Annotated in this window: 21 protein-coding genes; 11 read left to right on the top strand and 10 right to left on the bottom strand. The window is 66.1% G+C overall.

Annotation, left to right across the window (positions count from 1 at the left end; genetic code table 11):
• Window positions 1–2,375 (top strand): pyruvate dehydrogenase (acetyl-transferring), homodimeric type (aceE, locus tag BLS52_RS17110; protein ID WP_090588347.1); only part of this gene is annotated, 2,375 nt, incomplete at its 5' end.
• 91 nt (window positions 2,376–2,466) lie between these two features.
• Here aceE and BLS52_RS17105 read toward each other — a convergent pair.
• Entirely contained in the window at window positions 2,467–3,486 is a 1,020-nt protein-coding gene (locus tag BLS52_RS17105) for a PHP domain-containing protein (RefSeq protein WP_090588346.1), read from the bottom strand.
• 210 nt (window positions 3,487–3,696) lie between these two features.
• Here BLS52_RS17105 and uraD point away from each other — a divergent pair, with 210 nt between their 5' ends.
• The 5 genes from uraD (at window position 3,697) to BLS52_RS17080 (ending at window position 7,638) form a co-directional block, all read left to right on the top strand.
• Window positions 3,697–4,191, top strand: coding sequence for a 2-oxo-4-hydroxy-4-carboxy-5-ureidoimidazoline decarboxylase (gene uraD / locus BLS52_RS17100; RefSeq protein WP_090588345.1), 495 nt, complete (start codon window positions 3,697–3,699; stop codon window positions 4,189–4,191).
• Window positions 4,188–4,529 carry a hydroxyisourate hydrolase gene (uraH, locus tag BLS52_RS17095; RefSeq protein ID WP_090588344.1) on the top strand — a complete coding sequence of 114 codons (342 nt, stop codon included), beginning with the start codon at window positions 4,188–4,190 and terminating at the stop codon, window positions 4,527–4,529. Before uraD ends, uraH begins: the two co-directional genes overlap by 4 nt.
• Before the next feature lie 2 nt (window positions 4,530–4,531).
• Window positions 4,532–5,482 carry a factor-independent urate hydroxylase gene (gene pucL / locus BLS52_RS17090; RefSeq protein WP_090588342.1) on the top strand — a complete coding sequence of 317 codons (951 nt, stop codon included), beginning with the start codon at window positions 4,532–4,534 and terminating at the stop codon, window positions 5,480–5,482.
• Between the two features lie 110 nt (window positions 5,483–5,592).
• On the top strand, window positions 5,593–7,164 hold the full coding sequence (locus BLS52_RS17085) for a nucleobase:cation symporter-2 family protein (RefSeq protein WP_090588341.1): 1,572 nt from the start codon (window positions 5,593–5,595) through the stop codon (window positions 7,162–7,164).
• 108 nt (window positions 7,165–7,272) lie between these two features.
• Window positions 7,273–7,638: a VOC family protein gene (locus BLS52_RS17080; protein WP_090588340.1), complete on the top strand. Its 366-nt coding sequence runs from the start codon at window positions 7,273–7,275 to the stop codon at window positions 7,636–7,638.
• Between the two features lie 15 nt (window positions 7,639–7,653).
• Here the strand turns inward: BLS52_RS17080 and BLS52_RS17075 are convergent, their stop codons facing one another.
• The 7 genes from BLS52_RS17075 to BLS52_RS17045 form a co-directional block, all read right to left on the bottom strand.
• On the bottom strand, window positions 7,654–9,006 hold the full coding sequence (locus tag BLS52_RS17075) for a glycoside-pentoside-hexuronide (GPH):cation symporter (protein WP_090588338.1): 1,353 nt from the start codon (window positions 9,004–9,006) through the stop codon (window positions 7,654–7,656).
• Between the two features lie 119 nt (window positions 9,007–9,125).
• Window positions 9,126–9,713 carry a DinB family protein gene (locus BLS52_RS17070; protein ID WP_090588336.1) on the bottom strand — a complete coding sequence of 196 codons (588 nt, stop codon included), beginning with the start codon at window positions 9,711–9,713 and terminating at the stop codon, window positions 9,126–9,128.
• A gap of 43 nt (window positions 9,714–9,756) precedes the next feature.
• Window positions 9,757–11,412: an ABC transporter permease gene (locus BLS52_RS17065; protein ID WP_139186313.1), complete on the bottom strand. Its 1,656-nt coding sequence runs from the start codon at window positions 11,410–11,412 to the stop codon at window positions 9,757–9,759.
• Window positions 11,413–11,417: 5 nt separating this feature from the next.
• Window positions 11,418–12,332 (bottom strand): ABC transporter ATP-binding protein, encoded by a 915-nt coding sequence (locus BLS52_RS17060; RefSeq protein WP_090588333.1) that lies wholly within the window; start codon window positions 12,330–12,332, stop codon window positions 11,418–11,420.
• A gap of 67 nt (window positions 12,333–12,399) precedes the next feature.
• Window positions 12,400–13,068: a TetR/AcrR family transcriptional regulator gene (locus tag BLS52_RS17055; RefSeq protein WP_026543973.1), complete on the bottom strand. Its 669-nt coding sequence runs from the start codon at window positions 13,066–13,068 to the stop codon at window positions 12,400–12,402.
• 22 nt (window positions 13,069–13,090) lie between these two features.
• A complete protein-coding gene (locus BLS52_RS17050; RefSeq protein ID WP_026543974.1) occupies window positions 13,091–13,693 on the bottom strand; it encodes a GNAT family N-acetyltransferase in 603 nt (200 codons plus the stop codon).
• Between the two features lie 31 nt (window positions 13,694–13,724).
• Complete coding sequence (locus BLS52_RS17045; protein ID WP_026543975.1) at window positions 13,725–14,486, bottom strand: IclR family transcriptional regulator; 762 nt, start codon at window positions 14,484–14,486, stop codon at window positions 13,725–13,727.
• 265 nt (window positions 14,487–14,751) lie between these two features.
• On the opposite strand from BLS52_RS17045, the gene BLS52_RS17040 reads away from it, so the two are divergent.
• From BLS52_RS17040 to BLS52_RS17025, 4 genes are read left to right on the top strand one after another with little or no spacing between them, the layout of a single operon-like run.
• Window positions 14,752–16,164: an NAD-dependent malic enzyme gene (locus BLS52_RS17040; RefSeq protein WP_026543976.1), complete on the top strand. Its 1,413-nt coding sequence runs from the start codon at window positions 14,752–14,754 to the stop codon at window positions 16,162–16,164.
• Window positions 16,165–16,173: 9 nt separating this feature from the next.
• Complete coding sequence (gene aceB, locus BLS52_RS17035; RefSeq protein WP_090588332.1) at window positions 16,174–17,772, top strand: malate synthase A; 1,599 nt, start codon at window positions 16,174–16,176, stop codon at window positions 17,770–17,772.
• Window positions 17,773–19,038: a DUF6986 family protein gene (locus BLS52_RS17030; protein ID WP_090588330.1), complete on the top strand. Its 1,266-nt coding sequence runs from the start codon at window positions 17,773–17,775 to the stop codon at window positions 19,036–19,038.
• Between the two features lie 10 nt (window positions 19,039–19,048).
• On the top strand, window positions 19,049–19,861 hold the full coding sequence (locus BLS52_RS17025; protein ID WP_090588329.1) for a bifunctional allantoicase/(S)-ureidoglycine aminohydrolase: 813 nt from the start codon (window positions 19,049–19,051) through the stop codon (window positions 19,859–19,861).
• 91 nt (window positions 19,862–19,952) lie between these two features.
• On the opposite strand, the gene BLS52_RS17020 is transcribed toward BLS52_RS17025, so the two are convergent.
• Window positions 19,953–20,615 carry a DUF1294 domain-containing protein gene (locus BLS52_RS17020; RefSeq protein ID WP_090588327.1) on the bottom strand — a complete coding sequence of 221 codons (663 nt, stop codon included), beginning with the start codon at window positions 20,613–20,615 and terminating at the stop codon, window positions 19,953–19,955.
• Window positions 20,616–20,765: 150 nt separating this feature from the next.
• Complete coding sequence (locus tag BLS52_RS17015; protein WP_090588325.1) at window positions 20,766–21,974, bottom strand: saccharopine dehydrogenase family protein; 1,209 nt, start codon at window positions 21,972–21,974, stop codon at window positions 20,766–20,768.
• On the opposite strand from BLS52_RS17015, the gene BLS52_RS17010 reads away from it, so the two are divergent.
• Window positions 21,940–22,271 (top strand): transposase (locus BLS52_RS17010; RefSeq protein WP_139186312.1); only part of this gene is annotated, 332 nt, incomplete at its 3' end. The genes BLS52_RS17015 and BLS52_RS17010 overlap by 35 nt on opposite strands.

Below are 22,271 nucleotides of genomic sequence, written 5' to 3'. Positions count from 1 at the left end.
GTGTGGGCGGTCATATTTCCACGTATGCGGGGGCGGCGACCCTGTATGAGGTGGGGTTCAATCATTTCTTCAAGGGTAAGGATCACCCCAGTGGTGGGGATCAGGTGTTTTTCCAGGGTCACGCGTCGCCGGGGATGTATGCGCGGGCGTTCCTGGAGGGCCGGTTGTCGGAGGAGGATCTGGACGGGTTCCGGCAGGAGAAGTCCAAGGCCGGGCATGCGTTGTCCTCGTATCCGCATCCGCGGTTGATGCCGGAGTTCTGGGAGTTCCCGACGGTGTCGATGGGGATCGGGCCGATGAACGCGATCTATCAGGCGCAGTCCAACCGGTATCTGCATAACCGTGGGATTCGGGATACGTGTGAGCAGCAGGTGTGGGCGTTCCTCGGGGATGGGGAGATGGATGAGCCGGAGTCGCGGGGGTTGTTGCAGCTGGCCGCCAATGACGGGTTGGATAACCTGAATTTCGTGATCAACTGCAACCTGCAGCGCCTGGATGGTCCGGTGCGCGGTAACGGGAAGATCATGCAGGAACTCGAGGCGTTTTTCCGGGGTGCGGGTTGGAACGTGATCAAGGTGGTCTGGGGCCGGGAGTGGGATGATCTGCTGGCGAAGGATTCCACCGGGGATCTGGTGAAGATCATGAACGAGACCGCGGACGGGGACTACCAGACCTACAAGGCGGAGTCCGGCGGGTTCGTGCGGGATCATTTCTTCGGGAAGACTCCGGCCACGAAGGATCTCGTGGCGGACATGACCGACGCGCAGGTCTGGGGCCTGAAGCGTGGCGGGCATGATTACCGGAAGGTGTACGCGGCGTACAAGGCCGCCACGGAATTCAAGGGCAAGCCCACCGTGATCCTGGCCAAAACCGTCAAGGGCTACGGCCTCGGCCCGCACTTCGAAGGCCGCAACGCCACCCACCAAATGAAAAAACTGACACTTGAGGCGCTGAAGGAATTCCGGGACTATCTCAAAATTCCCATTTCGGATGAGGTGCTTGAGGCGGATCCGTACGCGCCTCCCTACTACCATCCCGGAGCTGAAGCGGAGGAAATCCGGTATCTGATTGACCGGCGTCGTGCGCTGGGTGGTTTTCTGCCGGAGCGGCGGACAAAGCACGCCCAAGTGGAGCTGCCCGGGGACAAGACCTATGAGGTGGCCAACCGCGGATCGGGCAAGCAGCAGGCCGCCACCACCATGGCGTTCGTGCGTCTGCTCAAGGACCTCATGCGGGACAAGGGCCTGGGGTCCCGCATAGTTCCTATCGTTCCGGATGAGTCACGGACGTTCGGCATGGACGCCTTCTTCCCGACGGCGAAGATCTATAATCCGGCGGGTCAGAACTACCTCTCGGTGGACCGTGACCTGGTCCTCGCGTACAAGGAATCGATCCAGGGCCAGATTCTCCATGCAGGCATCAATGAAGCCGGCTCGGTGGCGGCGTTCACCGCCGCGGGCACCGCGTACGCAACCCAGGGCGAGCCGCTGATCCCGATCTACGTCTTCTACTCCATGTTCGGATTCCAGCGCACCGGCGACTCCTTCTGGGCCGCCGGAGACCAGATGACCCGCGGCTTCATCATCGGCGCCACCGCCGGCCGCACCACCCTCACCGGCGAAGGCCTCCAGCACGCAGACGGCCACTCACCCATCCTCGCCTCCACCAACCCCGCCGTCATCACCTATGACCCGGCGTACGGGTACGAGCTCGGCATCATCATGCGCGCGGGCCTGGAGCGCATGTATGGTGGCGATTCGGATGACCCCAACGTCATGTACTACCTGACCGTCTACAACGAGCCGATTATTCAACCGCCGCTTCCCGAAGGGCTGGATGAGGACGCCGTGGTGCGGGGAATTTACCGCCTGAAGCCTGGGAACGACGACGGCGATGCGCCCAGGGCGCAGATCCTCGCCTCCGGTGTGGCGGTCCCATGGGCGCTCGAGGCGCAGGAGCTGCTCGCCGATCACTGGGGTGTGTCGGCTGACGTGTGGTCCGTGACCTCGTGGACCGAGCTGCGGCGCGACGCCCTCGCCGCCGAGGAGGAAGCCTTCCTCAACCCCGGCGCTGAAGCCCGTGTCCCCTTCGTCACCCAACAGCTCGGCAACGCACCCGGACCCATTGTCGCAGTCACCGACTACATGAAAGCCGTCCCCGACCAGATCCGGCAATTCCTCCCCCAGGACTTCGCCACCCTCGGCGCCGACGGCTTCGGCTTCTCCGACACCCGCGCCGCCGCCCGACGGTACTTCAAGATCGACTCACACTCCGTCGTCGTACGCACCCTCGAACTCCTCGCCAAACGCGGCGAAGTCGACCCCGACGCACCCCGCCAGGCCATCGAAAAGTACTCACTGCTCACCCTCCCCTGACGTTGAGTTGGCAGGACACGCCGCTAAGGGTGCGTGAAAAGGGGTGTGTCCTGCCAACTCAAGGGGGTCGGGAGGCGGCGGTAGTGGGGAGTTAGGAGGAGCCTGCCCACTCGAGGAGCTTCTCCAGCGGCCAGGTGGTGATGATGCGCTCCGCCGGCACGCCGTTGGCCTCTGCCCGCTGCGCCCCGTACTGCAGGAAGTCCAGCTGCCCCGGCGCATGAGCGTCGCTGTCGATGCTGAACAGGCAGCCGGCGTCGAGCGCCAGCTGGATGAGGTCATCCGGCGGGTCCTGCCGCTCCGGACGTGAGTTGATCTCCACCGCCACGTTGTTCTCGGCGCAGGCAGCGAAGACCTTTTCGGCGTCGAATTCGGACTGCGGCCGCTGACCGCGCGACCCCTGCACCAGCCGCCCGGTGCAGTGGCCCAGGACGTTGGTGTGCGGATCCCGGATGCCGCCCAGCATGCGCGCTGTCATGGTCCGCCGGTCCGCGCGCAGCTTGGAGTGGACGCTGGCGACGACGATGTCCAGCTGACCGAGCATCTCCGGCGTTTGGTCGAGCGTGCCGTCCTCCATGATGTCCACCTCGATCCCCTTGAGGAGGCGGAAGCTGCCGCCGTCGTCGTCGTTGATCTGGTCCACGATCCGCAGCTGGTCGGTGAGCCGTTCCACGCTCAGGCCATTGGCAATCTTCAGGTTGGGGGAGTGGTCCGTGAGCGCCAGGTACTCGTGGTTGAGGGCGCGCGCCGCGTCGACCATCAGCGGGATGGGGCTGCCACCGTCGGACCAGTCACTGTGACTGTGCAGGTCTCCCCGGAGGAGCGACCGCAGCTCGGACCCGCCGTCGGCGAGTGCTTCCTTCGAGCGCTCGCGCAGGTCAGCGAGGTAGGACGGGGTGTCCCCGTTCAGGGCCTGCGTGATCACCTCGAAAGAGCGTGCCCCGATCCCCTTCATGCGTTTGAGCCGCCCGTCCCGGGCGCGTACCCTGAGCTCCTCCGTTTCGAGCTCAGCAATGGTTGCGGCTGCTTTGCGGAAGGCCTGCACCTTGAAGCTCGGAGCGAGTTCGCGTTCCAGCCAGAAGGCGATTTCATTCAACGCAGCGGTCGGATCCATAGGGCTATCTTCCATCATGAGTGGGGAATTCCAGGAAGGCCTTGACAGAAACGGTGTGAGCTGGACTACAATCAAACCGGAAGAAAGATTCCACAATATAGAAACCTTCTGGTTCCTAGACTATCGCCGGAAACATCGAGTCAAATCGAATTCGTTCGAGGGTAAGGGTGTTCAGCGCCGGCGATAGCGCTCTATAGAAAGCTGACACCCATGACCCTTGACGCCCTCAATTCCTGTACCCCCGCGGAAGCCGCGGCCAAACTCACGCCGTGTGTCGATATCCCGCGCTGGGTTGACGCCATAGTGGCTGCCCGGCCGTTCTCCTCGGAAGCCGAGCTGATCGCCTTCGCCGAGAACGCGGCCCACCCATGGACTGAAGCCGAGATCGACGGCACCCTGGCCCACCACCCGCGCATCGGTGAACGGGCCCAGGGAAGCACCGCCGAGGCCGCTCTGTCCCGCAACGAGCAGTCGGGAGTGAGCACCGCCGTCGAAACCCAGACCGCTTTGCTCGAAGGCAACCGTGCCTACGAGCAGAAGTTCGGGCGGGTCTTCCTCATCCGGGCCGCCGGCCGCAGCGCCGAGGACATTCTCGCCGCGCTCCACGACCGGCTGCGCAATCCGCCCGGGCAGGAACTGGACATCGTCGCCCAGCAACTCCGTGAAATCGCCATCCTTCGACTCAAGGGGGTCCTTGCAGCATGAGCCGCAGCCACATCACCACCCACGTGCTCGACACCGGAACGGGACGCCCCGCCGTCGGCGTTTCCGCCCGCCTGGACCGGCAGACGCCGGACGGCTGGCAGGAAGTCGCGGAAGGAACCACGGACGACGACGGCCGCATCACCTCCCTGGGTCCGGAAGCACTCGAGGCGGGAACCTACCGCATCGACTTTGAGACCGGCAGCTACTTTGCCGCGGCCAACACGGAGACGTTCTTTCCGTCCGTCTCCCTGATCTTCGAACTCACCGACCCGGCACAGCACTACCATGTGCCTCTTTTGATTAGTCCCTTCGCCTATTCCACCTACCGAGGAAGCTGACAATGACGACACCAACCATCGAAACGAACACCGCAACGGAACACTCTGCGGACACCAACGGCCGGATTGTCCTGGGCCGCAACCAGTACGGTAAGGCCGAATGCCGGCTCGTGAAGATCACCCGCGACACCGCCCGGCACCAGATCGAGGACCTGAACGTCACCTCACAACTGCACGGCGACTTCGAGTCCGCGCACACCGAAGGGGACAACTCCAGGGTTGTCGCCACCGACACGCAGAAGAACACCGTCTACGCATTCGCCCGCGACGGCATCGGCTCGCCGGAACAGTTCCTGCTGCGCCTCGGCAAGCACTTCACCGAGAGCTTCGACTGGGTCTCCGGCGGGCGCTGGGAGGCGGAGCAGTACTTCTGGGAGCGCATCAACGACCACGACCACGCGTTTTCCCGCAACAAATCGGAGACCCGCACGGCTGTACTGCTCATCGAGAACGGTGTGCGCCACATTGTGGCCGGGATCGAGGACCTGACGGTCCTGAAGTCGACCGGCTCCGAATTCCACGGATTCCCCCGCGACCGGTACACCACCCTGCAGGAAACCACCGACCGCATCCTTGCCACCGACGTGACCGCCCGCTGGCGGTACAGGGCTGACGCCTCGGACCTGGACTTCAACGCCATCTACACCAGCGTGCGCGGGATCTTGCTCGACGCTTTCGCGCAGACCCACTCCCTCGCCCTGCAGCAGACCATGTTCCAGATGGGCAAGCAGGCGCTCGAAGCGCACCCCGAGATCGAGGAAATCAAGCTCTCGCTCCCGAACAAGCACCACTTCCTCGTGGACCTCGAGCCGTTCGGGCTCGACAACCCCGGTGAGGTGTTCTTCGCGGCGGACCGGCCGTACGGCCTGATCGAGGCCACCGTTGAGCGCGAACGCGCTGACGGAGCGAAGAGCGAAGCAGCAATCTGGGCCAATATCCCCGGCTTCTGCTGAACATCCGTTGGGACGGCGCTACACGTGCCGCCCCGACCATGAGCGGCCGGGCACTTGCCCGTGCCCGGCCGCTCAACCAACCACTCATGTGAGACAAGGAAGTCATACTCATGAAAGCAGTCAGCTCTATGAAACTACAGGCAAAACCGCAACGCCCCGAGGACGAACGGCTGCCCCTCGGACGAACCTTCGCCTACGGGTTTCAGCACGTCCTGACCATGTACGGCGGAATCATCGCCGTCCCACTCATCGTCGGCACGGCCGCCGGCGTATCCCAGGACGACATCGCCGTCCTGATTGCGTCCTGCCTCTTCGTGGGCGGCGCCGCCACGATCCTGCAGAGCTACGGCATCAAGTTCTTCGGCTCCCAGCTGCCCCTGGTGCAGGGCGTCTCCTTTGCGGGCGTGGCCACCATGACCGCAATCCTCAGCGGAGGCGGTGGACTCGAGACAGTATTCGGGGCGGTCCTGGTAGCCGCCGTGATCGGCCTGGTCCTCGCCCCGTTCTTCGCGAAAATCATCAGGTTCTTTCCGCCGGTCGTGACCGGCGTCATCATCACCACCATCGGGCTGACACTGATGCCCGTTGCCGCCAACTGGGCGATGGGCGGCAACCGGAACGCCGACAACTACGGCAGCCTGACCAACATTGCGCTGGCCGCCGGGACCCTGGCCCTGGTGCTTCTCCTGAGCAAGCTCGGCAACGCGGCCATTTCCCGCCTGTCGATCCTCCTTGCCATTGTTGCCGGAACGGTCATTGCCGCGCTCCTGGGCCTGGCAGACTTCTCCAACGTCGGTAACGGCGCCATCTTCGCCTTCCCCCAGCCTTTTGCCTTCGGCTGGCCGGTGTTCGACATTGCAGCCATCATTTCGATGACCATCGTCATCCTGGTCTGCATGACGGAGACGACGGCGGATATCCTCGCAGTCGGTGAAATCGCCAGGACCAAGGTCGATTCCCGACGCATTGCCGACGGTCTGCGCGCCGACATGCTCTCCAGCGCGCTGGCCCCGGTCTTCAACTCCTTTGCGCAGACGGCATTCGCCCAGAACGTTGGACTGGTGGCGATCACCGGCATCCGCAGTCGCTATGTTGTGAGCGCCGGCGGTCTGATCATGGTCATCCTCGGCCTTCTGCCGGTCCTTGGGCGCCTCGTTGCCGCGGTACCGACGCCGGTGCTGGGCGGAGCAGGCATCGTCCTGTTCGGAACGGTCGCAGCGAGCGGTATCCGCACCCTGGCGAAAGTGAAGTACGAGGGGAACATGAACCTTGTCATCGTCGCGGTGTCCCTGGCGTTCGGCATGATCCCCGTGGTCTCACGCTCCTTCTACGATGAGTTCCCCACCTGGTTCGGCATCATCTTCCACTCGGGTATCAGCTCCGCTGCGATCATGGCTGTGCTGCTCAACCTGCTCTTCAACCACCTGAAGGCGGGCAACCCGGACCGCGCCTCCGTGTTCGTCGCGAGCCCGCCGCGCATGGTGCGCGAAGACGAGCTTGCCGCGCTCCAGGACGGCGACAGCTTCCAGGGCGGCAGGCTTGTTGCAGCTGACGGTACGGAGATCCCGGTCGTCACCGCAGCGCAGTACACCGTGGTCAAGGAGAAGCTGGACAAGGGTGAAGTCACCTGCGTCGAGGACATCCGGCGGATCTGCGACGAGTCCCCGGGCACTCACGCCTGAGGCAGGGCCCTGCCTGTCTCCATTCCCGGTGGCAGGCAGGGCGAAACGCCGCCGTTTCCAGAATCACGGCGTCTTCTCAGCGGCACGGTTCAGGACGAGACTGGTCCCATGAAACTTCAGCTGTCAGCAACGGTGCTGGATTCACCCGACGCCCGTGTACTCGCCGGGTTCTACCGGCGCCTGCTCGGGTGGGAGGCAAAATTTGAGGACGACGACTGGGTGATGCTCAGGGCGCCCGACGGCGGTGCCTCCCTCTCTTTCCAGACCGAGCCGCGGTATGTGCGTCCGGTGTGGCCGGCGGGCGAGGGCGACCCGCCCATGATGATGCACCTGGACATCCATGTGGATGATCTGGCGGCGGCCGGTGCGCATGCGGTGGAACATGGTGCAGAGCTTGCGGCGTTCCAGCCGCAGGAGGGCGTCCGGGTGTACCTCGACCCGGCAGGCCACCCCTTCTGCCTGTTCGTCGACTGAACCGGGGTCCAGGACCTAACGCACGCCGCTGCGCTCCTGGATGGTCAGGACAAGCCTGGCGTGCGCGTCATCGGTGAGCGGATACCACCGCATGATCCCGACGGCCACCAGCAGGATGACCGCCGGAGCAAGACCGGCGGCAACACGGATGCCGAGTGCCGCCGTCGGGCTCTGTGCCGTTGCCCCTGACTCGTAGCCGCCCCAGGCCAGCGCAAACGCGGCCAGGCCGCCGCCGAAGGCCATGCCGACCTTCCGGGTGGACGCCAGCAGTGAGTAGTTGGTCCCGTCGGTGCGGTGGCCCGTTTTCCATTCCCCGTACTCGACGGTGTCCGCGACGAGCGCCCACATCAGGATGCTCACGGCGGCAGCGCCGGCCAGGGCGAGGAACATCCCGGCAACAGCCAGCCATACTGCGTCCTCCGGGGCACTGAAGACGATGATGCCGCCGGCGGCGCCCATAAGCCCGCCCGAGATGTAGACGCACCGCTTTCCCAGCCGCTGGACCAGCCGCGGCGTGATTACCGCCAGGGCAAGCGTAATGACCACCTGGGCGCCGGCGACCAGCGCGAAGAGGTCCAGCCTGCCCAGCACATCCCGCAGGTAAAAGAGCTTCGCGGTGTTGGTCACCACGTTGGCCGTCATGAAGAAGAGGGAACTGATGCACAGGACCTGAAGCGGTACGTTCCGGACCAGGGTGTCCCGTGCCTGCCGCAGGGTCAGCCTGGGTGCGGAGGCAGGAAGCTGCTCCCGCGTCGCCAGTGCAGTGAACAGGTACAGGAGCGTTCCGACGACGGCGAAACCTATGGTCAGCGCGGTCAGGATGCTCCGGATATCGGCATCGTTCTGGAACTGCGGCGCGATGAAGATTCCCAGGAAGGCCGACGTGGCGAGTCCGCCCATGGTCCGGGCGCTCGCGAGGCGTGCCCGGTCCCGCGGATTCCGGCTGAGGGTGCCGGCAAGGGCACCGTACGGAACGTTGACCATGCTGTACGCCAGGCAATAGGCGAAGTAGGAGACATAGGCCCACGCGAGCGTCCCGGCGGGGTGGAGTGCATGGATGTGGAACACTGCCACGCACAGGGCCAGCGGGGCTGCACCGAAAAGCAGGAACGGGCGGAACTTGCCGAAGCGGCGGCTCGAGTTGCGGTCTGCGATTCTTCCGGCGAACACATCGGCGGCCGCGTTGAAGAGGCCGCCCAGGAGCAGGAGGGTGCCCGCGGCGGCGGCGGGGATTCCCGCTACATCGGTGTAGTAGACCAGCAGGAACATGCCCACGGTCGCGAAGGTCATGCTGTTCGCGATGTCTCCCGCACCGTAGGCGGCCACGCTGATGACCGGGAGCCGCTTGAGGGGTGCCTGGCCTGCCATGATCTCCGCTTCACTGTGCTACTCAGCCCTCGGTGGAGCTTAGAAAACGTTTTCTCACCATCCTAGCGTGAGTTACGTCCTCGCGCCGCCCGGGCGGCCGACGCCACGCAGTGAAGACCCTAGGTTGCGCCCTGCTCTGCGTGGCGGGCAGCCGTCTCGATCCGCTCCCAATGCTCGGCCCATTCCTCGGGCGTGCGCTGCGGCATATTGGGATCATCAGGCCCGCGGCCGGTGGCGCCGTCGAGCTGTTCACGGAGGATGTCCGCGTGGCCAAGGTGCTGGGCCGTCTCCACGCACACGTGCACAAGGATCTGCTGCAGGGTGACCCGACGGCGTTCGGGGGACCACCATGGCACTTCGCCGACAGCATCAAGGGGGAGGGCCTCGATCGTGGCGTCCGTGTGCGCGGCGGAGAAGTGATGGAGCTCGATGATCTGTTCGCGGGTCTCCTCCGCCGTGAGCCAGAGATCAGCTTCAGGGGCGGCGTCGTCATCGAACCACGGGAGATCACGCCCGCTGGGCCGGCCGAAAACCTCACCGAAGTACCCCAGCTGCACACTCGCGACGTGCTTCACCAGGCCCAGCAGGTTGGTTCCGGTAGGCGTCAACGGGCGCCGGGCGTCATAGTCGCCGAGGCCGTCCACCTTGGCGAGCAGGTCAGCGCGGCGAAGGCGCAGATAGTGGTGCAGAACCTCTTTGTCATCCATGGTTGGCACTCTACTGGCACCCTCCGACATGGACCATCAACGCTCAGCCGGCCTCCAGATCACGACGGCGGAAGGCGGCTGCTCCCGCTCCGATCAGCAGGAGGGCGGCCAGTGCCGCAGCGGTGACGGGGACAGGATCCAGCGACTCGGCGGGCACCCGCGGCATCAGCCCGAACGGCTCCGCGTCGGCAACGGCGTCCGGCAGGTTCAGCAGGGGTCCGTACAGTCCCACGATGATCGCACTCACCAGGATCAGCCACACCCACCAGGTGCCGCCCCGGAGAATGCCGTAGGAGAGTGCAGCGAGACCCGCGAAACCCAGCACCAGGGGAAGGTAGACCAGGCCCGCCAGGGCGAAATCGGCCGCGAGTGCGGGGTCGCCGACTGACATTCCCGCGCCGGTGCCGAGGCCGATCCCGATGAGCAGCAGCATCACCGTTGAGCCGAGGGTGGTGACCAGCAGTGAGCTGAGCAGCCAGCGGGGCCGGCTAACCGACGCTGCCAGGATGGCGCCGGTGCGGCCGTCAGCCTCCTCGGCCCTCAGCCGGTTGACTGAGATCACCGCGTAGACCGCCACCGCCATGGCGAAGTAGGCGGTGAAGGAAGCGAGCGTCGCACGCAGCACATCACCGCCCGCGCCCTGGCCGAAGACGGCGGCCAGCTGCGGCTGTGCTTCGAAGCTTTCGACGATCCCCTCACCCATGGAACCGGTCAGTACCGCAAAGGCAACGAGCCCGACCGACCATCCGGCGATGCTGCCCCGTTCCATCCGCAGGATCAGTCCCACCGGGTGCACCAGGGATGCCCGGGCACTGCCCCGGCCGCTGCGGGCCGGCAGCAGGCCGGCACCGAAGTCGCGGTGGGCCGTGAGCACTACGGCAACCGTCAGCAGTACCGCGAAGAGCGACAGGCAGAGCAGTAGCGGCCACCATCGCAGGTCGGTGAAGGCGCGGGTCTGCTGCGCCCACGCAATCGGCGAGAACCAGGAGAGCGCACTTCCGCCCACGGATTGGCTGTCGCCGATTCCGCGAAGCAGGAACGCCAGCGCCAGCGCTGCACCCGCCATGCCGGAAGCCGTCCGGGAGTGTTCGCTGAGCTGGGCCGTGACCGCTGCAACGCCGCCGAACACCAGGCCGACGAGCGCCATCCCGGCCGATACCGCCAGGGTGTCCGGAAAGGCCAGGCCGCTTCCCAGCAGGCCGGCGGCCAGGGTGGCGCCGATGGCCGCGTTGGCGGTGAGGAGGGTCAGGATCGCGGCCGCCAACGGTGCCCGCCGTCCCACGACACCCGCCCGGATCAGCTCCGCCCGCCCGCTTTCCTCCTCGGCGCGGGTGTGGCGGGTGATCAGGAAGATCGACATGAGCGCCGCGGCGACGGCGAGCATGCCGAGGATCTCGTTGGTCACCATCGCACCGAAGGTGTAGTTCTCGAGGCCGTAGCCGGGCCCGGTCAGCAGCGCTCCGGAAGGGTCCTTCATGATGTTGGCGCGGGTCTGCAGGGCGGCCTGGTCCGGGTAGGCGAGGGGAATCACCGCGGCGAAGTAACCTGCCATGCCGCCGACTCCGAGGGCCCACGCAGGAATCCGCACCCGGTCCCGGCGCAGCGCGAACCTGAACAGGCTCAGGGCGCCGGTCAGACTGCCGGCCTTCTCCTCCCGCGCCGGGTGATCCCGCCGGTCGGCGACGAGCGTAGCGTTCATGGCGCTCACCGCCCGCCGCTGAGGGCGGCCCGGCTCGGATCGTCCTCGCCGTACTGGTGGAGGAAGAGTTCCTCGAGTGACGGTGGGGTGCTGATGAGGCTCCGTACACCGAGGGGAAGGAGGTGCGCCAGGGCAGGCGGCAGGGCGTCGTCGTCGGCGGTGAAGTGGACCTTCTCCCCATCGCGGCGGACGTCATGCACGCCCGGCAGAGCCGCGACCCCGGCCGCGTCACCATCACAGACAACGACGACGGCGGTGCGCCGGAGATGCCGCAGCTCTGCCAGCGTGCCGCTCTGGACGGTGCGTCCCTGGCGGATGATGGTGACGCGGTCGCAGAGTGCTTCCACCTCCGCGAGGATGTGGCTTGAGAGCAGGACCGTGCGCCCTGCGGACCTCACCTCGCGGATGCACTCCTGGAACTCCCGCTCCATGAGGGGGTCGAGCCCGGAGGTCGGCTCGTCGAGGATGAGGAGTTCGACGTCGCTGGCCAGCGCTGCCACCAGGGCCACCTTCTGCCTGTTTCCCTTGGAGTAGGAGCGCGTCTTCTTGGTGGGATCGAGGTCGAAGCGTTCGAGGAGTTCGCTTCGCCGGGCGGGGTCGGCGCCGCCGCGCAGTCCGGCGATCAGGTCGATGGCCTCGCCCCCGGTGATCTTGGGCCAGAGGTTTACATCTCCCGGAACGTAGGCGAGCCGGCTATGGAGGCTGACGGCGTTCCACGGATCTGCACCAAAGAGCCTGGCGGTGCCGGCATCGGCACGCAGCAGGCCCAGGAGGATGCGGATGGTGGTGGATTTGCCGGACCCGTTCGGTCCGAGGAAGCCGTGCACTTCACCGGAATCGAGGGTGAGATCAAGGTGGTCGAGGGCGCGTACGGAGCCGAAGGACTTCTCGAGCTGACGCGCCTCAAGGATTGGTGCCATGGGAAACACCTTCTGGGAAGAGTGCTGAAACTACGGGGTTGGGCGGTGTTGTGGAAGCGCGGGAAGATCAGGGCTGGGGCGGGTCGGAGACGTACAGGAGGTAGGCGTCGAGCATGCTCCGGTCGGTGAGCAGCCCCTGGGTAAAAAGCTCCGTGCTGGGCAGGCCCATCCGGGAGAGGTAGCCCCGCATGGCCCCGGCGAAGTCCGAGGGATCCTCGGGCGGGTTGAGCGTCAGATCGAGCAGGAGCGCACCGAAACCCTGGACGGTGAGGTACCTGGCGCGGGCCTTCTCATCGAGTGAGGGGCGGATGGTTCCGGCCCTGACCCCTTCAGCGATCCATTCCTCGGCGTCGGCGGCGAAGTGGTCGATGAAGGACCGCGCGAGATCCCCGCCCGCCTGCAGGCTCCGGAGCGCGTAGCCCACCAGCGGGGCGGATTCCTCGACGGAGGCCATGGTCAGGAGCAGTTCGTTGGCGGATCCGGGCTGTACGGCCTGTTCCTTGTACTCGCGGATCCGGTGCAGCACGTACTCGTCGCAGGTCTCGCGAAGGCCCTGCTTTGACCCGAAGTGATGCAGGATGAGCCCCGGACTCACGCCTGCCGCCTCGGCGATGCTGCGCACGCTGACGTCGAAGCCGGACCGCCCGAACAGCCCGACTGCCGCGTCGCGCACCCTGGCCCGGGCGGTGAGGTCGGAGCGGTCGGTGTCGGCCGCGTTCGTCGATACTGAACGCATGTTCAGTATGCTAAACCTCTGTTCAGTCCGCCGCAATAGGTGCTTCGCGCAGGTCCCTGCGCATGATCCACCGGATGCGCCCCGCGCTGGTTGCCCTGGTCTCCGCGACGCGTTCGAAGCCTGCTTTCTCGAACAGCGAGGTGGTTCCGACAAAGGCGAGCGTGGTGTTCACCCGGGTGCCCTCGGCATCAATGGGGTACCCCTCGATGGCCGGCGCTCCATAGCCGGCCGCGAAGCCGACCGCTTCCTCGAGCAGCCTGGCGGCAATGCCGCGACGCCGGTACCCAGCCTTCACCACGAAGCAGATGACGCTCCAGACGGGGAGGTTGTCGACCTGCTGGATGGTCCGTGAACGGGTGAGCCGTCCCATCCCTGCGCGCGGGCCGACGGCGCACCATCCAACGGGCGCACCGTCCAGGTATGCGAGCAGGCCGGGAGGCGGATCCTCGCCGCACAGCTCCCGCATCCGTGCCGGTCTCCCAGCGGATCCCAGGGCGTGGAGCTCGGCGGATGCCAGCCGTGGGGACAGGCACCAGCAGGCGCTTGCGCCGGGCGTCTTCGGGGCAAGGAGGGAGGCGACGTCGTCGAACCTGTCCGCCGTAGCGGGATGCACCTCAACCGTCATGGACGCACATGATACGCCGCCCTGGATGGAGTCAGCTCGCCAGGTTCAGGTCATCCGAGATGGCCTGCGCGGCGGAGCGCAGCAGCGGGACCGCCTTGTCGGCGAAGCTCTCGTCCACCCGGGAAATGGGGCCGGAGACCGAGATGGCGGTAGGCGTTGGCGCGTCGGGGACGGCCATGGCGAAGCAGCGGACCCCGAGTTCCTGTTCCTGCTCATCAATGGAGTAGCCGCGCTCGCGGATGTTCTCGAGCTCCTCAAGAAGCTGCTCTACCGATCCGATGCTCTTCTCCGTGGGTGTGGGCATGCCGGCCCTGGTCACGATATTGCGCACTGTCTCGTTGTCCAGCTGGGCCAGAATGGCCTTTCCGACGCCGGTGTCATGGGTGTGTGCCCGGCGTCCCACCTCCGTGAACATCCGCATCGAATGCGATGAAGGGACCTGGGCGATGTAGACCACCATGTCCGAATCCAGGACCGCCATGTTCGACGTTTCGCCCAACCGGTCAACGAGCATCTTCAACTGGGGGCGGGCCAGCGCGCCGAGCTGCTTGTTGGCGCCCTCGCCGAGGCGGATCAGCCGGGGGCCGAGGGCGTAGCGCCGGTTCGGCAGCTGGCGGGCGTAGCCCTTCATGACCAGGGTGCGCAGGAGCCGGTGGATCGTGGGCAGGGGGAGGTCTGTGGAAGCGGACAGTTCACTGAGTGTGACCTCGCCTCCGGCGTCGGTGATCAGTTCGAGCAGTTCAAAGACGCGCTCGACTGACTGGACGCCGCCGCCTGCAGCCTTCTCGGCCATCGGTACTCCTCGCTAGGACTATCCGCAGAGCGGAATAACTTCTCCAAAGATACCCTAATTGCGCGCGAGCGGAACCTGGTGTCGAGGTGTAGAAACTGCCCGGAGGTGCAGGGCCGCCGATTCGAAGCGGCTGCCTTGCACCTCCGGGCAGTTTTTGATCCGCAACAGCATAGGAGCGGGCTTGTAATTCCGCCCTACAGATAATAATATCCATATTACGGAAACAGCAGAAGGCCGGGAACGGCCATACCCAGGAGGATCTTCAATGGCGAGTCCCAGCCCCGGTTACTCAATCACCCTGCGCGTCCAGGCGCCGTCGAGCTTTACCGCTACGGCGGAGCTGGCCGCGGCAGTCGGCTCAACCGGCGCATCCATCACTGCCCTGGACGTCACCGAATCGCACCACGACAGCATCGTGGTGGACGTCAGCTGCAACACCACGGACGCCGCTCACGGTGAGCGCGTGCGGGAGGCGCTCAACGCGCTCGACGGCGTTCAGGTCAAGAAGCTCAGCGACCGCACCTTCCTGATGCACCTCGGCGGGAAGCTGGAGGTTGTCCCTAAGGTGCCGCTGCGCAACCGTGACGATCTCTCCCGCGCCTACACCCCCGGCGTCGCACGCGTCTGCCTTGCCATTGCGGAGAACCCCGACGACGCCCGACGCCTCACCGTCAAACGCAACACCATCGCTGTGGTCACCGACGGCTCGGCCGTGCTGGGCCTGGGCAACATCGGCCCCGCGGCCGCGCTGCCCGTCATGGAGGGCAAGGCTGCCCTGTTCAAGCAGTTCGCCAACGTTGATGCGTGGCCGGTCTGCCTCGACACCCAGGACACCGAGGAAATCATCAGCATCGTCAAGGCGCTCGCTCCCGTCTACGGCGGCGTGAACCTGGAGGACATCGCGGCACCGCGCTGCTTCGAGATCGAAAACCGGCTGCGCGAGGAACTCGACATTCCGGTGTTCCACGATGACCAGCACGGCACCGCGATTGTCACCCTGGCTGCCCTCAACAATGCCCTCCGTGTGGTGGGCAAGCAGATCGAGAACGTGCGGATCGTCGTTTCGGGTGTCGGCGCCGCCGGGTCGGCCATCATCCAGCTGCTCCAGGCGCAGGGCGCAAAGAACATTGTGGCCTGCGACCGCAAGGGCGCCATCCACAGCGGGCAGACCCACACGGACGAGCACCGCCGCTGGATCGCCGAGAACACCAACCAGGACGCCTTCGCGGGCACCCTCCATGAGGCGCTCGCCGGCGCGGACGTCTTCATCGGCGTCAGCGGCCCGAACATCCTCGGCGAGGAGCAGGTGGCATCCATGGCCGATCAGGCAATCGTCTTCGCGATGGCGAATCCGGACCCCGAGATCGACCCGATCATCGCAGCCCGTCACGCTGCCGTCGTCGCCACCGGCCGCAGCGATTTCCCCAACCAGATCAACAACGTCCTCGCCTTCCCGGGCTTCTTCCGCGGACTGCTCGACGCCGGCGCCTCCGACATCACGCCCGAGATGCTCGTCGCGGCAGCCAATGCAATCGCCGCCAGGGTGGACGATGATGAACTCAACGCAAGCTTCATCATCCCCAGCGTCTTCGACCCGCATGTGGCCGGCGACGTCGCTGCAGCCGTGGCCGCCGCCGCCGGCTCAGCCCAGCGATCAGCCGCAGAATCAGCAGAGTAGGAGCAGGACATGACCATTGAAATCACGGGTACGACGCCGGTTGACGGCGCGGAGACCATCCTCACCCCGGAAGCGCTCCAGTTTCTGGAAAAACTGCACCAGGAGTTCCGCGATCGGCGGGAGGAGCGGCTGGCCGCTCGGGCGGCGAGGCGCGAGGACGTGGCGCAGACGGGACGGCTCGATTTCCTCCCGGAGACTGCCGAGATCCGCAGCGGGAACTGGACCGTCGCCGAAGCGCCTCCGCAGCTCCAGGACCGCCGGGTGGAAATGACCGGTCCGGCATCGCCGGCAAAGATGGCCATCAACGCACTTAACTCGGGCGCCAAGGTATGGCTGGCCGACCTGGAGGACGCGAGCACGCCCACCTGGCATAACGTCATCGACTCCCAGCTCAACCTTTACGGCGCGGCCCGCGGAAACCTCAGCTACACCTCGCCTGAAGGCAAGGAGTATGCGCTGCGGACGGATGCGCCGCTCTCGGTGGTCGTCGCACGCCCGCGCGGCTGGCACCTGCCGGAGAAGAACATCACGGTCGACGGCGAACCTGCCATCGGCGCGCTGGTGGACTTCGGGCTGCACTTCTTCCACAACGCCAAGCACCTGCTGGAGACCGGCAGCGGCCCGTACTACTACCTGCCGAAGCTGGAAAGCCATCTGGAGGCACGGCTCTGGAATGACATCTTCGTGTTCGCCCAGGACTACGTCGGCGTCCTGCAGGGCTCCGTCCGCGCCACCGTCCTCATCGAGACGATCCCGGCCGCCTTTGAGATGGACGAGATCCTCTACGAACTGCGCGACCACGCGTCCGGGCTCAACGCCGGCCGCTGGGATTACCTCTTCAGCATCATCAAGTACTTCCGCGACGGCGGGGAGTCCTTCATCCTGCCGGACCGGGCATCCGTGGCCATGACGGCACCCTTCATGCGCGCCTACACCGAACTTCTGGTCAAGACGTGCCACCGCCGCGGAGCCTTCGCCATGGGCGGCATGGCCGCTTTCATCCCCAACCGCCGCGAGCCGGAAATCACGGCGCAGGCGATAGACAAGGTGCGCGCGGACAAGACCCGCGAGGCCAATGACGGGTTTGACGGTTCCTGGGTAGCCCACCCGGACCTGGTGCCGGTGTGCCGCGAGGTGTTCGACGGGGTCCTCGGGGACAGGCCCAACCAGATCGATCGCCAGCGCCCGGAGGTCGAGGTCACCGCAGCGCAGCTGCTCGACGTCGAATCCGCCGACGGGGACGTCACCGAGGTGGGCCTGCGCGCCAACCTGTATGTCGCCGTCGCCTACGTTGCCGTGTGGCTCTCGGGCAACGGTGCCGTCGCCATCCACAACCTGATGGAGGACGCCGCGACGGCGGAGATCTCCCGGTCCCAGGTCTGGCAGCAGATCCGGAACAAGGTGGTCCTCGCCGATACCGGCAACACCGTGACACCGGAACTCGTGAACAGCATCCTCGCCGAGGAGACCGAGAAACTGCGCGGCGAAGTCGGCGACGAGGCGTTCTCGAAGTTCTACGAGCCGGCCAGCCGCCTCATCGCGGACATCTGTGTGTCCGAGGACTACACCGACTTCCTGACCCTGCCCGCCTATGAGCTGGTGAGCTGAGTGGAGTTTGCGCTCGGTTTCGACGACTACGCCGCGATCGATTCGAAGCTGACGGACACGGACCGGCTGCTCCGCACCGGCTACCCCGGCGACAGCGGCTCGCGCCAGCCGGTGCACACCGTCTACGTGCCGGCCGACAGGTACCAGCCCTCGCTCCCCGGTGACTGGGGGAGGGAGGCGGCCGCCGCCGTCGAACGCGCCGGCGGGATGGGCGCACTGTGCGCCGCGCTCGGCGTGAACGACGACGTCGGCACCCTGGTGAGCGCGAAGCTCACCACTGAGCCGATCGAGGACCTGCGACTCGACTTCGAGGACGGGTACGGCAACCGGCCCGACGACGAGGAGGACGCCGAGGCCGCCCGCGCCGCCATTGCGGTGGCCCGGGCGGTACGCGACGGCATTGCGCCGCCGTTCATCGGCATCCGGTTCAAGTGCTTCGAGGAGCCCACCCGCCGTCGTGCGCTGCGGACGCTCGACCTCTTTGTGGGTGGCCTGCTCGCGGAGGGTCCGCTGCCCGACGGGCTGGTGCTCACGCTGCCCAAGGTGTCCACGGTGGCGCAGGTGGAGGCCATGGTCTTCGCGTGCCAGCGGCTCGAAGCCGTCCACGGATTGCCGTCCGGGCGGCTGCGGTTCGAGGTGCAGATCGAAACACCGCAGCTGATCCTCGCCGCTGACGGCACGGTGCCCGTGGCGCAGCTGCTGCACCGGGCGGAGGGCCGCGTGTCCGCGCTGCACTACGGCACCTATGACTACAGCGACTCGCTGCAGATCGCCGCCGCCTACCAGTCGATGGAACACCCGGCAGCCGACTACGCCAAGCAAGTCATGCAGGTGGCGGTCGCCGGTACCGGTGTCCGGTTGTCCGACGGGTCGACGAACATCCTCCCGGTCGGCACCGAAGCGGAGGTATCCGCTGCGTGGGCGCTGCACGCACGCCTGGTGCGGCGCTCGCTGGAGCGCGGCTACTACCAGGGGTGGGACCTGCACCCCGCGCAGCTGCCCAGCCGGTTCATCGCCACGTACGCGTTCTACCGCGAGGGGCTCCCGGCCGCGGCCACGCGCCTCCGGAACTACGTGCACCAACTCGAAAGCTCCATCCTCGACGAGCCTGCAACGGCCCGTGCGCTGGCGCGTTTCGTCCACCGCGGAGTGCTGTGCGGAGCCGTGACCGAGGCCGAAGTGAACGAGCTGGCCGGCATCTCTCTTCCTGACCTGGAAGCGCTCGCGCACCCGCGGAAACTTCCTGAAACAGCTGAAAACATCTAAGGACTGAACATTGAGCAACTACTACGCACCAGAAACCGTCCTGCCGCCGCAGACGGACCTGCTGACGGGACGCGCCGTCGTCACCGAGGCCTACACGGTTATTCCCCGTGGGGTTCTCCGCGACATTGTGGTCAGCGAACTCCCCGAATGGACCAATACCCGCACCTGGATCCTCAACCGGCCGGTGGCCGGGGGCGCAACGACATTCGCGCAGTACCTCGTGGAGGTCTCGCAGGGCGGCGGGTCGACCAACCCGGAGCCGGAAGCCGGCGTCGAGTCCTTCGTGTTCCTCCTCGAGGGAGCGCTCACCGTGAAGCTTGAGGGTGAGCTGCACGACCTCACGCCGGGCGGCTTCGCCTTCATCCCGCCGGGCGCCGACTGGGAGGTTTCCAACTCCGCGGCGGAGCCCGCGAAGTTCCAGTGGATCCGCAAGGCCTACCAGCCGCTCGCCGGCCACACGCCGAAGGCCCGCGTGGGCAACGAGAAGGACATCGAGCCCGGCGCGATGCCCGGCACCGACAACAAGTGGCGCACCACCCGCATGCTGCCCACCGATGACATGGCCTACGACATGCACATCAACGTGGTCACCTTCGAACCGGGCGCCGTCATCCCGTTCGCGGAAACCCACGTCATGGAGCACGGGCTCTACGTGCTGGAGGGAAAGGCCGTGTACCGGCTGAACCAGGACTGGGTGGAGGTCCAGGAGGGCGACTACATGTCCCTGCGCGCGTTCTGCCCGCAGGCCTGCTACGCGGGAGGTCCGTCCAACTTCCGTTACCTGCTGTACAAGGACGTGAACCGGCAGGTCAGGCTGACCTAGGTCGATCATGGGGGACCGTCAACAACTGTCGACGGTCCACCCTGGCGTCAGCGCCTCAGTGCAACGTCGTCGATGGTACTCGGCAGACGATTTACCCAAGTACTGCGCTGCTCCATCGAGCAAACACCGTGAATAGGGGCGTCGTGAACAGGGCGAAGGCGAGCAGATTCACGACGACACTGTTCCAAAAAGCAGAGCGAAAGCTCGCCTTGCGCGTCTTGTGGCGAAGCGTCTGCTGCGCGACAATGCCACCCGGCCACCCACCGACGGCGCCTACCAGGAGCAGCGCGCCCTCTGACGTCCGCCACCCCCCGGAGACTGCGGCGGCCTTGTCGACCGCGTACAGGAGAAAGCAGAAGCCGCTTGCCAACAGATACAGCGCTGGGACCCACAGCGGGATGGGCCACATGGCGTTGACAAGCAAGTAGGCGATGATAAAGCCGAGGATTGCGAGATAATCCAGGGTGCCCGGTCTGCGCCGGATTCCTGCTTCAGGCGTCTGCCTGATCGGCGACGTTGGCGCTGGCGCATTGACAACCGGCCGCACGCGCGTTGCGCGCTGTTTTCCGTCTCGGGAGAGCTCAACCTCAAATGTGAAAGCCTCGCCAAGCTGAGGTCGGCGTGCCCGAGGCGGGAACCCTGAAATATGCACGAACGTCTTTTGGGACGTACCCGTTCGGGAGATGAACCCGAAACCGCGGTCGTCGTTCCACGAAGTCAGCGTTCCAGATACCCGCTCGGTCCCGATCCCCATTTCAACATGTTAGCGATCGATGTTAGAGCCTTATGCGTGCCACCGGTAAGTGTCGGGCTACAAACGCGTTGCCGCCGCGCTCGAAGTTCCACTTACAGACACCCGCCCGCCTTCAGGTTTTTAGACGCATCAGGTCCGATGCGGCGTCCGTCAGTTGAGGGAATTGACCTCGTAGGTATGGCCTGCCGCGCGCAGCCTCTCAACCAGGACGTCGCCGAAAGCGGTCGCCGGGGTCAGAGATCCTGCCGCGGGCGGCAGGCGGTCGCCGTCGAGGGCAAGTGAGAGTGCTGTCTCCCCTGCCATCACGGCGGTGGCGGCGTATCCCGGGTCGCCGGGCCCGGCTGCGATGGCCCGGTACCGCCGGCCGCTCTCTGTGGAAGCAGTTACCTGGGACCGGAACCAGCCTGAGCGCCGCACGGCCTCGCTCGGGCCGGCACCGGGCGGCGGAAGGACACGGTCCAGTAGTTTCCTCGTGGGAGGTAGGGCCAGTGCGGCTCCGAACACCCGTAGGCCGAGCGCCGTCGCTCCGGCGATGACGGCGCCGGCGGGACCGCGCCCGGTACCCATCACCTCGCCGTACCGCAGGGACCGGCCGTAGGCCCAACCCTGCAGGGCATTGCTGCGACGCACGATCCGCGTGTTCACCGACGCCATGATGAAGGGCGCGGTCCATAGGCCGCCCTCCCCGCGGCCGACCCACCCCAGGTCCGCCGGTTGCCGGGTCGACGGCTCCGCCGCCCGGTCCGGACTGAGGGAATAGGGATCGCCCGCGAGGAAACGCAGCACAGGGTCCGACCGCACGCCGTCGAGCTGCCCCCGCATCGACTCGATGGTGCCGCCGCTGAAGCCGCCCTTCGCCTTGGCCACGAGCTGCACCTCGGTCAGTCCGCGCGCGCCGTCAGCCTCCGCGGCGCGGTGCAGGAGGAGCACTGCGAGGTCCGACGGCACTGAGTCGTAGCCGCACCCATGAACGATCCGTGCGCCGGTAGTCCTTGCCAGGGTGTCGCAACGGTCGATGGCTTCACGGACGAAGGACACCTCGCCCGTCAGATCCCCGTAGTGGGTGCCGGCTCGGGCACACGCCTCGACGACGGGCAGTCCGTACTTCGCATAGGGACCCACCGTGGTGAAGAGAACCCTGGTGCCCGCGGCCAGCGCAGCGAGCGAGCCAGGGTGATCCGAGTCGGCCTCGATGAGGGCCCAGTCGTGTGCGGCGACGGGCAGCCTGGACCGGACGGCCTCGAGCTTCACTCTTGACCTCCCGGCGAGCCCCACGCGCAGGTCCGGCGGAGCGTGCTCCGCAAGATGAACCGTACCGGGTTTGATGGAGACATCGATTACCCGGAGGATGTTTTTCATGGCAGCACAGCGGAAGTACCCGATCGAGTTGCGCGAGCGTGCGACTCGGATGGTGATCGAGGCGCGAAAGAACCCGGCAACAAGGACCGGAGCGTTCGGGCGTGTCGGTGAACAGCTCGGAGTGAACCCGGAAGCGTTGCGGACCTGGGTGAAGCGGGCCGAGATCGATGAGGGACTGCGCCCGGGCACAACGAGCAGCGATGCGGAGCGGATCACCGAGCTCGAGCGCGAGGTCCGCGAACTGCGGCGGGCGAACACCATCCTGAAGCAGGCATCGGCTTTCTTCGCGGCGGAGCT

The sequence above is a fragment of the Arthrobacter subterraneus genome (assembly GCF_900099735.1).
Classification (GTDB): Bacteria; Actinomycetota; Actinomycetes; order Actinomycetales; family Micrococcaceae; genus Arthrobacter_D; species Arthrobacter_D subterraneus.
Note: the sequence above shows the minus strand (reverse complement) of the source record. Positions and strands in the feature narration are given on the sequence as shown.